Below are 13,456 nucleotides of genomic sequence, written 5' to 3' on the forward strand. Positions count from 1 at the left end.
AGCACTCAAGGTGAGCATGACGAGCCCGCTTCTGGTCGATAGCGCCCCAATTTCAGTGTTTGCGTTTCGCCCTGGCGCGGAAACTCAGGACGCGATCGCCTGCCGCGGCTGCGCGGTTGCGCCGATCAGCTTGCCGATCTCGGGCTTGCAGCCGCCGCAATTGGTACCGGCCTTCAGGCAGCGGCCGATCGCCTCGACGCTGTTGGCGCCCTTCTTGATCTCGGCGGTGATCTGGTGCCGACCGACGCTGAAGCAGGAGCAGACGATCGGGCCGACATCCTCCCCGGCGCCGAACGGCCGTCCCGCGAGCAGCGCCATCCGCGCGTTCGCCGAGAGCTGCTGTTCCGCAAACAACCCGGTCAGCCACGCCCGCGACGGCAGCGTGTGGTCGGGCGCGATGAACACGCAGCCATCGAGCCGGCCGTCGCGCACCGCCGCGTAGCGGAACCGCCCCACGGCAGGATCGCGATAGGCGACCCATTCGATCTCGACACCGTCGAGGCCAAGTTGCACGCGCGCCCAGTCGCGCCAGCTCTCCGGGCGGGCGTCGAGCGCGAGTTCCAACCGCCAGCAGTCGCCCGCCTTGCCATGAACCCAGTAGCCGGCTTGCGGACGCTTGATCGGATTGCGGCTCAGGATGAAGGCATGCCATTTCGGTGCGTAGGGATCGGCCTTCACCGGCGTGTGCTTGGATTCCGGCTGACCGGACACCGGATCGACGGCGGGATTGACCAGTGCGTTGACGCGCCCCTCTCCGGCAAACTCCTCGTTCCAGTGCATCGGCACGAACACGCAGCCGCGGCGCTGGTCGGCGCTGACCACGACGCGCGCGATCATCTCGCCCCAGCTGCTGGTCAGCCGCGTCAGCCCTTCGTTTTCCAGGCCGGCCAGCCGCGCATCCTCGGGATGGAATTCGGCATAGGGCTCGAAGACATGCGACAGCAGCCGCCCGGTTTTCCCGGTCCGGGTCATGGTGTGCCACTGGTCTCTGATACGGCCGGTGTTGAGCACCAGCGGATAGTCGCGGCTGGTCGCATGGCGCGCCGCGCGGGGGGCAATCGGAATGAAGCGCGCCTTGCGATCGGGCGTGAAGAAATTCGGCGTCTCGAACATCCGCGCCGTGCCGTCCGGACGATCTGATGTCACCGGCCATTGCACCGGCGCCAGCGCCTCATAGGCTTGGTCGTCGAGCGACGACAGCGCCGAGATGTCGAAATCACGCCGTCCATCGTTCTCATAGCCGGACAGTTCGGCATGCTCGCGGAACACGGCGGCAACGTCAGGATAATCGAAGCCGGAATATCCCATGCGTTGCGCAACGTCGCAGACGATGCGCCAGTCCGCACGCGCTTCCCCCGGCGCGGGCAGGAACGGCCGTTGCCGTGAAATCCGGCGCTCGGAATTGGTGACGGTGCCGTCCTTCTCGCCCCACGCCAGCGCCGGCAGCAGCACGTCGGCATGGCGCGTAGTGTCGGTATCGCGCATGCAGTCAGACACCACGACAAGCTCGCAGGCATCGAGCGCAGCGCGCGCGCGGTCGGCGTCCGGCAGGCTCACCACCGGATTGGTCGACATGATCCACACCGCCTTGATGCGGCCGTCGGCGATCGCGTCAAACATGTCGACCGCCTTCAGCCCGCCCTTCTCCGCCATCACCGGCGCGCGCCAGAACCGCTGCACGAGATCGCGATGCGCAGGGTTCTCGAGTTCCATATGCGCGGCGAGCTGGTTGGCGAGCCCGCCAACCTCGCGGCCGCCCATCGCGTTGGGCTGACCGGTGAGCGAGAACGGCCCCATGCCGGGACGGCCGATGCGCCCCGTCAGCAGATGGCAATTGATGATGGCATTGACCTTGTCGACGCCGCTCGACGACTGGTTGACGCCTTGCGAATACAGCGTGACGACACGCTCGGTCTTCGTGAACCAGTCGAAGAACAGCCCGACCGCGCCTTCGCTCAGCCCGCAGGTTGCCGCGGTCTGCGCCACGGTCTGGCCGGCGACCTGCTTGAGGGCGTCGACGACGCCCGTGGTCGAACTGCCGACAAAGCCGCGATCAACCGCATTGCTGCCGGCGAGGAACGCAAACAGCCCGTTGAACAGCACGGAATCGCTGCCCGAGCGCAGCGGCAGATGCAGATCGGCGCCCTCGCAGGTCGCGGTGCGGCGCGGATCAATCACGACGATCTTGCAGGCCGGGTTCTTCTCCTTCGCTGCCAGCATGCGCTGATGCAGAATCGGATGGCACCAGGCGGCATTGGAGCCGACCAGCACCAAAAGGTCCGCCTGCTCGAGATCCTCGTAGCAGCCGGGCACGGTGTCGCTGCCGAAGGCGCGCTTGTGCCCGGCCACGCTGGAGGCCATGCACAGCCGCGAATTGGTGTCGATATTGGCGGTGCCAACAAAGCCCTTGGCGAGCTTGTTGACGACGTAATAGTCTTCGGTCAGAAGCTGGCCGGAGACATAGAACGCCACCGCGTCGGGTCCGTACTCCCTGATGATCCGGCCAAAACCATCGGCGACGCGATCGAGCGCGTCGTCCCACGCAACGGGCGCGCCGTCGACGACAGGCGCGAGCAGACGCCCGTCGAGGTCGATGGTCTCGGCGAGCGCCGAGCCCTTGCTGCAAAGCCGGCCGAAATTGGCCGGATGCTGCTTGTCTCCTTCGACCTGGATGGTACCCGCCGCGTCCTTGGACGCGACGACGCCACAGCCGACGCCACAATAGGGACACGTGGTCTTGACGGGCATGCCTGGCCCCTCAGCCCACCGCTGCCGCCTGCCGCACCGACAGCCAGACAACGCCGTTCTCGACCTTGGCCGGATGTGTATGCGTGCAACCCTCGTCGGGCGCGACCGCCTGCCCGCTCGCCAGCTCGATGACGAAGTTGTGCAGCGGACAGGTCACCCGTTTGTTGTGCACGATGCCCTGCGACAGCGGCCCACCCTTGTGCGGGCAGCGGTCGTCGAGCGCGAACACCTCGTCGCTCTCGGTGCGGAACACCGCGATGTTGCCATGGGGCGTGCGGACCACCCGCGAACCGAGACGCGGAATGTCGGTCAGCGCGCCGATTTCAATCCAGCTGGTCATGCGAGCTCCAATTCGGCAATCGGGGCGAACTCGTTGCGGTCGACGCCCTGGCTGGCGCGTTCCGCCCAAGGATCGCTCTGCGAGAACTGCTGCGAATGGGCAAAGCGGGCGAACAGCGCCTTGCGGTTGGTGACGTCGTCGACCACCCGCTTCCTGATCTGCTCGAGACCGACGCGGTCGCACCATTTGTACATCCGCTCGAGATACCAGCCCTCCTCGCGGTACAGCTGGGTCAGCGCCACGATCACCTCGAGCGCCTCGTCCTCGGTCTCGACCTTGGTCAGGAACTCGGTGCCCTTGATGTGCAGTCCGGCGGCGCCGGCAAAATGGATCTCGTAGCCGGAATCGACGCAGACCACGCCGACGTCCTTGCAGGTCGCCTCCGCGCAATTGCGTGGACAGCCGGAGACGCCGAGCTTGACCTTGGCCGGCGTCCAGGAGCCCCACATGAACTTCTCGAGCTTGACGCCGAGGCCGGTGGAATCCTGGGTGCCGAACCGGCACCATTCGGAGCCGACGCAGGTTTTCACCGTGCGCAAGCCCTTGGCGTAGGCGTGGCCCGACACCATGCCGGCGTCGTTGAGATCGGCCCACACCGCCGGCAGGTCTTCCTTCTTGACGCCGAGCAGGTCGATGCGCTGGCCGCCGGTGACCTTCACCGTCGGGATGTTGAACTTCTCGGCGACGTCGGCGATGGCGCGCAGCTCGCTCGGCGTGGTGACGCCGCCCCACATCCGCGGCACCACCGAATAGGTGCCGTCCTTCTGGATGTTGGCGTGGACGCGCTCGTTGATGAAGCGCGACTGCTGGTCGTCGCGATATTCGCCGGGCCAGGTCGCGAGCAGATAATAGTTCAGCGCCGGGCGGCAGGAATGGCAGCCATTCTGCGTCTTCCACTCCATGAAGCGCATGACCGCCGGAATGGTCTTGAGCTGCTGCTCGACGATGACGCGGCGAACGTCGTCATGGCTGTGATCGGTGCATTTGCACAGCGGCTTGACCTTCGGCGCCGCCGAATAGTCGCCGCCAAGCGTGAAGGCGAGCACCTGCTCGACCAGACCGGTGCAGGAGCCGCAGGACGACGACGCCTTGGTATGGGCGCGGACGTCGTCGAGCGTGAACAGCTTCTTCTCGCTGATCGCCTTGACGATCGCGCCCTTGCAGACGCCATTGCAGCCGCAGATCTCGGTCTCGTCGCTCATCGCGGCGACCGAGCTCTGGCCGCTGACGCCGCCATCGCCCAGATTGGCGGCGCCGAACACCAGGCGCTCGCGCATATGCGAGACGTCGGTGCCATCGCGCAGATGCTGGAAGTACCAGGGCCCATCGATGGTGTCGCCATAGAGCACGGCGCCGACGATCTTCTTGTCCTTCAGGATGATGCGCTTGTAGACGCCGCGATTGGCGTCCTGCAACACGATCTCCTCCTTGTCCGGACCCGGCGCAAAGTCGCCGGCGGAGAACAGGTCGATGCCGGTGACCTTCAGTTTGGTCGAGGTGACCGAGCCGTCATAGGTGGCAAAGCCCTTCATCGCGAGGTGATTGGCGCAGACCTTGGCCTGGTCGAACAGCGGCGCGACCAGACCATAGGTCTGGCGGCGGTGCTGCACGCATTCGCCGACCGCGTAGATGCGGCCGTCATAGGTCTGCATGGTGTCGGAGACCACGATGCCGCGCTCGCAATAGAGCCCGGCCTTCTTCGCGAGTTCGAAGTTTGGACGGATGCCGACCGCCATCACGACCAGATCGGCCGGCAGCTCGGTGCCGTCGCCGAAGCGCACGCCGGTGACGCGGTCCTCACCCAGGATCGCCTGGGTCTGCGCCGGCATCTTGAACACCATGCCGCGCTCTTCCAGCGACTTGCGCAACAGACCGCCGGCCACCGGATCGAGCTGGCGCTCCATCAGCGTGTCGAGCAGATGCACGACCGTGACGTTCATGCCGCGCTTCATCAGCCCGTTGGCGGCTTCGAGGCCGAGCAGGCCGCCGCCGATCACGATGGCGTTGCGATAGTCGGTCGAGGCCTTGATCATGCGATCGACGTCGTAGATGTCGCGGAAGCCGATCACGCCCGGGAGCTCCTTGCCGGGCAGCGGCAGCATGATCGGATTCGATCCGGTCGCGATCAGCAGGCGGTCGTAGGGCACGCGCGCGCCGGCCTCGGTGACGACCTCGCAGGTGCGGCGATCGATCATGGTGACCGTCTCGCCCTTGCGCAGCGTGATGTTGTTGTCCTCGTACCAGTCGACGGTGTTGAGCATGATGTCGTCGACGGTCTTCTCGCCGGCAAGCACCGGCGAGAGCAGGATGCGGTTGTAATTGCCGTAGGGCTCGGAGCCGAACACGGTGATGTCGTAGAGATCGGGCGCGCGTTCGAGCAGCGCCTCCACCGTGCGGATGCCGGCCATGCCGTTGCCGATCACCACGAGCTTTTGCTTGGTCACTTTGTCGAGCATGGTCTGCCTTTCAATTCCGACGATGCTGCTCAGCGACGCGGCGTGCGTCGTTGATGGACACCGATAAAGGTTTGGAGTTGTAGGAAGCCCAGCCGCGGGCGCAGACCGTCTTCGATGACGACCGATGTTCCGTTACCGACTGATATTCAAGACGCGTGCCAACTTCCCGTCGGGGAATTTTGAAGCAAAATCAAGGATTTCCCGACCAACCCCGAATCACCAGCCGGCGCTTGAGGTGGATTTTTCGGCCACATTTTTAGCCACGCCGATGATCTCTTGTGCAGCACAGCATCGCGCGCACCGCGCGTTATCATGCGCGCGGCATTGACACGCCCTTGCAAGCAAGCACGCGCGCCGCTCAAAAAAGCACCAGCCTGCGCGTTTGCGCGGCGGCATGTGCTGTCAGCGGCAGCACGCGGAGCCTTCACACGCGATCGCCGACACAGCGGCAACGCCTTGCGATCGCTGACGAAGCGTCCGCATGCGATTCGATGGCACGGTTATTGCTGAACATTCGTCAATCAGGTGCGCCTCAACGACGAGCGCGCTCACCTTTTCATCCATATCATGACTGTTTGCGCCGGAACTGACCGCGAGAATGCGGCTGCTCCGGCCGCATCATTGCGAGGTCGTTGCCAATGAAGTTCGCTGAATTCAAGAAGGCAGGTCACTGGCCGACGCTGCTCGCCGCATTCCTCTACTTCGATATCAGTTTCATGGCGTGGGTCGCGCTCGGCCCGCTGATCGTCTACATCGCGCACGACATGAATCTGGCGGTGAACGAGAAGTTCACCCTGGTCGCCATTCCCGTGCTCGCCGGAGCATTGTTGCGCGTGCCCATGGGCATTCTCGCCGACGTCATCGGCGCCAAGCGCACCGGCATCATCGCCCAGCTCGTCGTGATCGCCGCAACCGTGTCGGTCTGGCAGTTCGGACTGCACAGCAAGTTCGCGATCGAGCTGTTCGGCCTGGCGCTCGGCGTCGGCGGCGCCTCGTTCGCCGTGGCGCTGCCGCAGGCCAGCCGCTGGTATCCGCCGCAATATCAGGGCGTCGTGATGGGGATTGCCGGCGCCGGCAATATGGGCGTCGTGCTCGACACGCTGCTCGCGCCCACGATCGCCGAGCATTGGGGCTGGCAGGCCGTGTTCGGCTGCCTGCTGATTCCGATGCTGATGGTGCTGGCCTATTACATCATGGCGGCCAAGGACGCGCCGGGTGAGCGCAAGCCGATCTCGCTGAAGGCCTATGGCGCGCTGCTGAAGGATTCCGACAGCCGCTGGTTCATGTTCTTCTACTTCATCACCTTCGGCGGCTTCGTCGGCCTCGCCAACGCGCTGCCGCTGTATTTCACCGTACAGTATCATGTCTCCGGCGTTGCCGCGGGCATGCTGGTGGCGCTGATCGTCGCGTTCGGCTCGGGATTTCGTCCGGTCGGCGGCATGATCGCCGACCGCATCGGCGGCATCCGTTCGCTGTCGATCCTGTTCGGGGTCGTGGTCGTGGCCTATCTCGTGATCGCGTTCATGCCGGAGGGGCCGACCGCGCCGACGCAAGCCGGCTGGTCGCTGACCGAGCTGCCGCGCATCGCCTGGACCTCGGTGCTGCTGTTCTCGATCGGCGTGCTGGCGCTCGGCATGGGCAACGGTGCGGTGTTCCAGCTGATCCCGCTGCGCTTCCGGCAGGAGATCGGCCTGATGACCGGGCTCGTCGGCTGCGCCGGCGGCGTCGGCGGCTTCTTCCTGGCGCAAACGCTCGGCACCGCCAAGGGCATGACCGGCAGCTTCGGCGCAGGCTTTCTGTTCTTCGGCCTGCTGGCGTTGCTTGGCTTCATCGGACTTGCCATGGTCAAGGTCCGCTGGCGCACCACCTGGGGCGCGGCGTCGGGAGCGCGCGTCTGACCGCCCGCCCCCGCGAGATGACGGGGCACCGACGTGGCGAACGGCTCGCAACGGGAATTGGGAGTGCGGCTCGGCTTCGCCAGCGAGATCGGCAAGCGCGCCGCCAATGAGGACTATGTCGCGGCGTGCTTCGGCACGCCGGGCACGCTGCACCGCGACGTCGTCGCGGCCGTCGCCGACGGCGTCGGTGGCCACAAGGGCGGACGCGAGGCCGCGGAGGTTGCCGTCCGCAGCTTCATCGACGCCTATTATTGCCTGCCCGAGACGCTCGGCGTCCGCCGCCGCGCCGCACGGGCGCTCGAAGCCACCAATAGCTGGATCTACGGTCAGGGGCGGGTCGATGTCGCGCGCAGCGGCATGGCGTGTGCGTTCTCCTCCGTCATCCTGTCGCGGCGGCAGTGCCATGTGATCCATATCGGCGACACCCGCGTCTACCGCCTGAGCGATGGACGCCTGGAGCGGCTGACGCAGGATCATATCGCCGGCCGCGGCGATCTCGCGCACCTGCTCAACCGCGCCATCGGGTTCGAGGAGTTCGCCCGCTTCGACTACACCTCCGTCGGGCTGCGGCAACATGACCGCCTTCTGATCTGCAGCGACGGGGTGCACGGCGCGCTCGGCGATTCCCGCCTGCTGCACTTGCTGGAGGAGCGCACGCCACCGGAGGAATCGGCAGGCGCCATCGTCGAGGCCGCACTCGCAGCGGGCAGCAGCGACAACACCACCGCGCTGGTGCTCGACGTCGTCGACCTGCCGCCGGCGGATCGTGACGAGCTCACCCACTCGATCGCAACGCTGCCGATCGGCGATCTGCCGGAAAGCGGCGACATCGTCGACGATTTCGCGCTCGGCGACGTGCTGTCCGACGGACGCTACAGCCGCCTGTTCAGGGCGGTCGACAAGCGCGCCGGCCGCGAGGTCGTGCTGAAATTTCCGCATCCGCGGGTCGCCAGCGAGGGCTCCTATCGCCTCGCCTTCGTCCGCGAGGCGTGGGTCGCCGCGCGCGTGCGCAGCCTGTGGATCGGCGAGATCATCGAGGTGCCGGCGGAACGGCGGACCAGGCTTTATTCGGCGATGCCGCTCTATGACGGCGAGACGCTGGAGCAGCGGCTCAATCGCGCGCCGCGGCTGTCGCTGACCGAAGGGATCGGGCTTGCCACCAAGCTGGTGCGCGCGGTGACGGCGCTGCACCGCGCCGGCATCATCCATCGCGACATCAAGCCGGACAATGTGATCCTGCTCAAGGACGGCGGCTTGCGGCTGGTCGACCTCGGCGTCGCGCGGGTGCCGCTGCTGGAGGATTTTCCGGCCGAGGACATTCCGGGCACCGCGAGCTACATGGCGCCTGAACTGTTCGGCGGCAAGGCAGGCGATGAGGCGTCCGACCTGTTCGCGCTCGGCGTCACCGTCTACCGGATGTTCACCGCGAATTATCCGTTCGGCGAGATCGAGCCGTTCTCGCGGCCGCGCTTCGGCAAGCCGGCGCCGCTGTCGCGCTACCGCCCCGATTTGCCGGCCTGGCTCGATGCCGTGATCGGCAAGGCGCTCAGCGTCGAGCCGGCACAACGCTTCGGCGACGCCATCGAGTTCGCGCACGAGCTGGAGAACGGAGCGACCTGGGCCGGCCCCGCCGTCACGACCCGGAAATCGCTGCACGACCGCGATCCCGTGACATTCTGGAAAGTGCTGTGCGCGATCCTGGCCGTGATCGTCGTGGTGCTGCTGGCGCGGCACTAATCCGCGCCAAGACCGGGCGACCAAGCAACCAGCAACGCCGCCGCCTGCGCGAGCGTAACCGCTTCGTCACCAAGCACCAGCGCGATGGCGTCGCGTTCCCATGCGTCGTCGGCCGGCGCCAGCGGGTCCTTCGCGGTCAGGCGATGCTCGAGCACGAAGCGCGAAAGTAACAGCCGCCTTGCATCGACCTGCGCCTGGCAGCCTTCCCACGCCAGAACGATCGCCGACGCGGCATGGTAGAGCGCGCTGGCCGCAAGCCGCGCCGAATGCTCCGCCGCGCGATCGGCCGCCACCTGCTCGGCAAAGCCGATTGCGCGGTCGAGCGCTGTGCGGAGGCGGTTGCGGAACGGCTCCGGCAAAGCCTTCGCCTCGTCGAGCCGCGCATGCAGGGCCGCGGCCAGCGCCCGCTGCGCGCCGCTCTTGCCGACGGCGCGCGTGATGATGTCGAGCGCGTTGATGTTGCTGGTGCCTTCCCAGAGCACGCCGACATGGGCGTCGCGCACCAGCCGCGGCTGCACCCATTCCTCGATGTAGCCGTTGCCGCCGCGCACCTCCATCGCGCCGGTTGAGACCGGAATGTTGTCGCGGCAGGCGCGGTACTTCAAGAGCGGCGTCAGGATGCGCAGCAGGTCCCTCGCCTGCGCCGAACCGGCATTGGCATCGTCCATCGCGCGCGCGGCCACCAGCATCATCGACAGCGCCTGCTCGGTCGGCACGATCAGCTTCATCAGTTGCCGTCGCAGCAGCGGGAAATCAATCGCGCGCCGGCCGAACGCCACCCGCGAGGAGGCGCTGACTTTGGCCTCGTTGACGCAACGCCGCATCATGGCCGCAGCGCGCACGCCGTGCGACAGGCGCGAGAGGTTGACCTGCTCCATCATCTGCTTGAGGCCCTGCGTCGGATCGCCGACGAGATAAGCGACCGCGTTGTCGAGCCGGATCTCGCCTGACGCCATCGATTTGGTGCCGAGCTTGTCCTTGAGGCGCACGATCCGGTAGCTGTTGCGCCGTCCGTCCTTCAGGCGGCGCGGCAGCGCGAACAGCGCCAGACCCCTGGTGCCACCGGGCGCGCCTTCCGGCCGCGCCAGCATCAGCGCGACGTCGGCATCGGCGTGGGAGCAGAACCATTTGTCGCCGGTCAGGCGCCAGACATCGCCATCGCGGCGCGCAACGGTCTCGACCGCACCGACGTCGGAGCCGCCGGCGCGCTCGGTCATGAACTGCGTGCCCTTCCAAAGCGTCGCCATGTCGTCGGACAGCATCTTCGGCAGCAGATAGGCCTTCAGCTCGTCGGAGCCGAACTTGCGGATCAGATGCGTCGAGGTGTCGGTGACGCTGATCGGGCACATCAGCCCGAACTCGGATTGCACGAACAGATACTGGAACACGTACTTGGCCACGGCCGGCAGCGGCCGATCCATGCCGAGCACGCCGGCGCGATGGCTCATGGCATGAAACTGGAAATCGGCGAAGGCGATCGCCTCCATCTCACGATACGCCGGATGATAGTCGATCCAGTCCTCGTCGCGGCCGTAAGCGTCCCGCGGATTGAGCACCGGGCCGTGCTTGTCGGCGATCCGCGCCAGCCGGTCGAGCCTGCCTCCCGCCAACTCGCCCAGGCGGTGGAAATGCGGCTCCAGTTGCTCGCGATCCTCGCGCGACAGATGCAAATTGAGCAGGCCGCGCAGTCCGCGATCGAGATCGTAGAAGTTGAGGCCTGCGCAATCATGCGAGATGTGGCGGGCGGGATCGGCCGGATTTGCGGCATCGTCGGGGCTGCGAAGGTCGCGCGCGCTCATCTGCATCGGGGCTCTCCTTGTTCGGGATGACGTCGCACCAGCCTTTCCGGTGTGCGGGATGTCATCCCCGGTCTGTCTGCAACATCGAGAACGATGGTGCCGATGTCCATCACCGGCCCCCCGCGCGAGAATAATTTCAGATACGTGGAGGAAATGCCGTCCGCTCGTGGATCGCATGCCAGGTCGATGCTGCACCGCGCACTATTGACCTCAGCCGGTTTCGCTGCACATTCGATAGCAGAAGGCGACATCAAGGATGTTGCGGCGCACCAAGTTGGCGCTGCGCAAGGACGCGAGCGGCAGCAGATGAAGGGAGCGCGCTCCGACACCCATCCCCCGTCGCGGCGGGGCCGCAGGCGCATCGTCGCCGAGCGGGTGCGCGCGCAACTCGACGATCCCGCCGCGACGGTGATCGAGGCCAACCGGCATGACGAATTGTTTCGCGCCGCCGACGGCAGCGCGGATCCGTCCGTCGTCAAGTCGGCGCACCGCGTGCTCCGCATCTTCGAATATTTTGCCGAGATCGAGCGGCCGGCGGCGATGACCGAGATCGCGCGGCGGCTGAACTACCCGCCGTCGAGCACGTCGGCGCTACTGAAGAGCCTCGTCGAGCTCGGCTATCTCGACCATGACCGGCAGGCACGCACCTACCGGCCGACGGTCCGCATCGCCCTGCTCGGCGGCTGGCTCACGAGCGAGCGGCTGCCGGGCGCAACGCTCGATGCCATCACGCGCGAGCTGCACGAGGCGACACGGCTGACGACGTTCGTCGTGGCGCGCAACCAGCTCTACAGCCAGTACATCCGCGTGCTGCAGGGTACGACGCCGGTGCGCTACTATCTCGAGCCCGGTGCGCGGCGGCTGTTGACCCATTCGACCCCGGGCCGGGTGTTTCTCAGCCTGATGAACGACGAGGATGCGCGGCGGATCGTGCAGCGGATCAACGCCGAGGAAGCGCCGTCATCTCCGGTCCGCTTTCCGGATATCCAGCATGCGCTGGCGACGATCCGCCGCCAGGGCTTTGCTTATACCCGCGACATGGGCACGCCCGGCCTCAGCGCAATCGCGATGCGGTTGACCGATACCGACCGGACGCCCCCGCTGGTCATCACGGTCGCCGGCCCCAGCGCGATCGTCTCCGCGGACGCCAGGGCGATCATCGGCAAGATGCGCGAGCTGGTCGAGCGGCAGTCGCCCGGCCTGCTGCCGCAGATCGACATCGACGCAGCGCCGATCGAGACCTGATCTTCGTCATGCCCGGCACAAGCCCGGCCATGACAACGAGAACCTTCTACGACCCCGCGCGGCGGATCGTGATCCGGGTCTCGTCGGTCATATCCTTCAGCTCCTTGTTCGGCTCGCGATAGAGATGACGCTCGATCACGACGGTGCGGCCATCGGTGGTCTTGCTGCAGGTCTCGTCGACGAAGACGCCACCGACCTCCTGCTTGCCACCGGCCGGCTGCGCGTTCGAGCAGGTCCAGCCGTCTTCGCCATAGCGCGACCTCGCCTGCAGGCCGAGCAGGAAGGCCTTCTTGCGCAGATAGAGCCGCGCCTTCGGATCGGTCTCGATCGTCAGCGCCGCGATCTTGGCGTCCTGATCGATCATGACGGTCAGGATCGCCGGATGGCCGGCGACCATGGTGCCTTCCCGCGCGGTCTCGCGATCATACTCGAAGCGGATGCCGCGCAGCTGGTCCGGCCCGGCCGGGCAATTCGGCCACTGCGCCCATTCAGCCAATCTGTGCGTAGTCTTCTCCCCGGCGCACGTCAGGTTGATGTATCCGGCGTCGGGAACGCTGCTGATCGCCATTCCGACATTGATGTCGCGCAGGTCGCCCGCGGTCGCCATCGCCGGCACGGCTGCGGTGACGGTGGCGGCGAAGACGAGGCCACGGATTGCCGATCGTTGCTTGCTCATGGCTTTGCCTTCTCGCTCTGGTCGGACGGCGCGGCGGCGTGGCCGGCGTCCTTGTAGACGTTGCAGACGCGCGAGCCATCGCCGAAGAAGGTGATGCATTCGTCATAGCTCGGCTCGCCCTTGCTCTTGACGTGCGCGAGCACGTAGTCGGCGACGGCCTCGATCTCGTTCGGCCGCAGGAACACATTCGCCTCAGGCGGTATGCGGTCCGCGACGTCCTGCCGGGTCATCTCGTAGCATTTTGTGGTGTCGTAGGAGCCGCGCACAAAGAACGGCATGCCGGTGCCTGGCCGCCCGCACGTCACGGTCTCGATGATCTGCTCGCGCGTCAGCTCGGTCTTGCGCAGCGACAGCGCGTCGCCGCCATAGCCGCCGCCGCCATTGCCGTGCCATTTGTGGCAGCCGATGCAATTGCCGCGCTTGAACACCGCCTTGCCGGCATCGGTCGGATCGCTCGCCGACTGCGCATGCGCCGTACCGATAAATCCCATCACCAGCGCGCAGCCGAGCCACGCGCCAACCAGCCATCCTTGCTTCATTTGTTTTGTTTCTCTGGA

General features: G+C 66.3%; 9 protein-coding genes. 3 read left to right on the forward strand and 6 right to left on the reverse strand.

The genetic code is table 11. From position 1 onward, the window contains the following. Positions 1–84: 84 nt before the first annotated feature. From WDM24_RS25195 to nirB, 3 genes are read right to left on the reverse strand one after another with little or no spacing between them, the layout of a single operon-like run. Entirely contained in the window at positions 85–2,748 is a 2,664-nt protein-coding gene (locus WDM24_RS25195; protein ID WP_338827481.1) for a molybdopterin-dependent oxidoreductase, read from the reverse strand. Between the two features lie 10 nt (positions 2,749–2,758). Beyond that, positions 2,759–3,088, reverse strand: coding sequence for a nitrite reductase small subunit NirD (gene nirD, locus WDM24_RS25200; RefSeq protein WP_029083995.1), 330 nt, complete (start codon positions 3,086–3,088; stop codon positions 2,759–2,761). Continuing rightward, positions 3,085–5,544, reverse strand: coding sequence for a nitrite reductase large subunit NirB (gene nirB / locus WDM24_RS25205; RefSeq protein ID WP_338827483.1), 2,460 nt, complete (start codon positions 5,542–5,544; stop codon positions 3,085–3,087). The genes nirD and nirB overlap by 4 nt, the downstream gene beginning before the upstream one ends. A 638-nt stretch (positions 5,545–6,182) precedes the next feature. Between nirB and WDM24_RS25210 the strand changes: the two genes are divergently transcribed. Together WDM24_RS25210 and WDM24_RS25215 are read left to right on the forward strand one after the other, a co-directional pair. Beyond that, positions 6,183–7,442: an MFS transporter gene (locus WDM24_RS25210; protein ID WP_338827484.1), complete on the forward strand. Its 1,260-nt coding sequence runs from the start codon at positions 6,183–6,185 to the stop codon at positions 7,440–7,442. Between the two features lie 63 nt (positions 7,443–7,505). Beyond that, positions 7,506–9,179 carry a bifunctional protein-serine/threonine kinase/phosphatase gene (locus tag WDM24_RS25215; protein WP_338827486.1) on the forward strand — a complete coding sequence of 558 codons (1,674 nt, stop codon included), beginning with the start codon at positions 7,506–7,508 and terminating at the stop codon, positions 9,177–9,179. On the opposite strand, the gene WDM24_RS25220 is transcribed toward WDM24_RS25215, so the two are convergent. Beyond that, on the reverse strand, positions 9,176–10,978 hold the full coding sequence (locus WDM24_RS25220) for an acyl-CoA dehydrogenase family protein (protein ID WP_338832444.1): 1,803 nt from the start codon (positions 10,976–10,978) through the stop codon (positions 9,176–9,178). The genes WDM24_RS25215 and WDM24_RS25220 overlap by 4 nt on opposite strands. Positions 10,979–11,284: 306 nt before the next feature. Here WDM24_RS25220 and WDM24_RS25225 point away from each other — a divergent pair, with 306 nt between their 5' ends. Beyond that, positions 11,285–12,223, forward strand: coding sequence for an IclR family transcriptional regulator (locus tag WDM24_RS25225; RefSeq protein ID WP_338827488.1), 939 nt, complete (start codon positions 11,285–11,287; stop codon positions 12,221–12,223). Between the two features lie 46 nt (positions 12,224–12,269). Here the strand turns inward: WDM24_RS25225 and WDM24_RS25230 are convergent, their stop codons facing one another. After that, complete coding sequence (locus WDM24_RS25230) at positions 12,270–12,899, reverse strand: hypothetical protein (RefSeq protein ID WP_338689946.1); 630 nt, start codon at positions 12,897–12,899, stop codon at positions 12,270–12,272. Then, a complete protein-coding gene (locus tag WDM24_RS25235; RefSeq protein ID WP_338827490.1) occupies positions 12,896–13,438 on the reverse strand; it encodes a c-type cytochrome in 543 nt (180 codons plus the stop codon). The genes WDM24_RS25230 and WDM24_RS25235 overlap by 4 nt, the downstream gene beginning before the upstream one ends. Positions 13,439–13,456: the final 18 nt, after the last annotated feature.

Source organism: Bradyrhizobium sp. 27S5, assembly GCF_037217225.1.
GTDB lineage: Bacteria > Pseudomonadota > Alphaproteobacteria > Rhizobiales > Xanthobacteraceae > Bradyrhizobium > Bradyrhizobium septentrionale.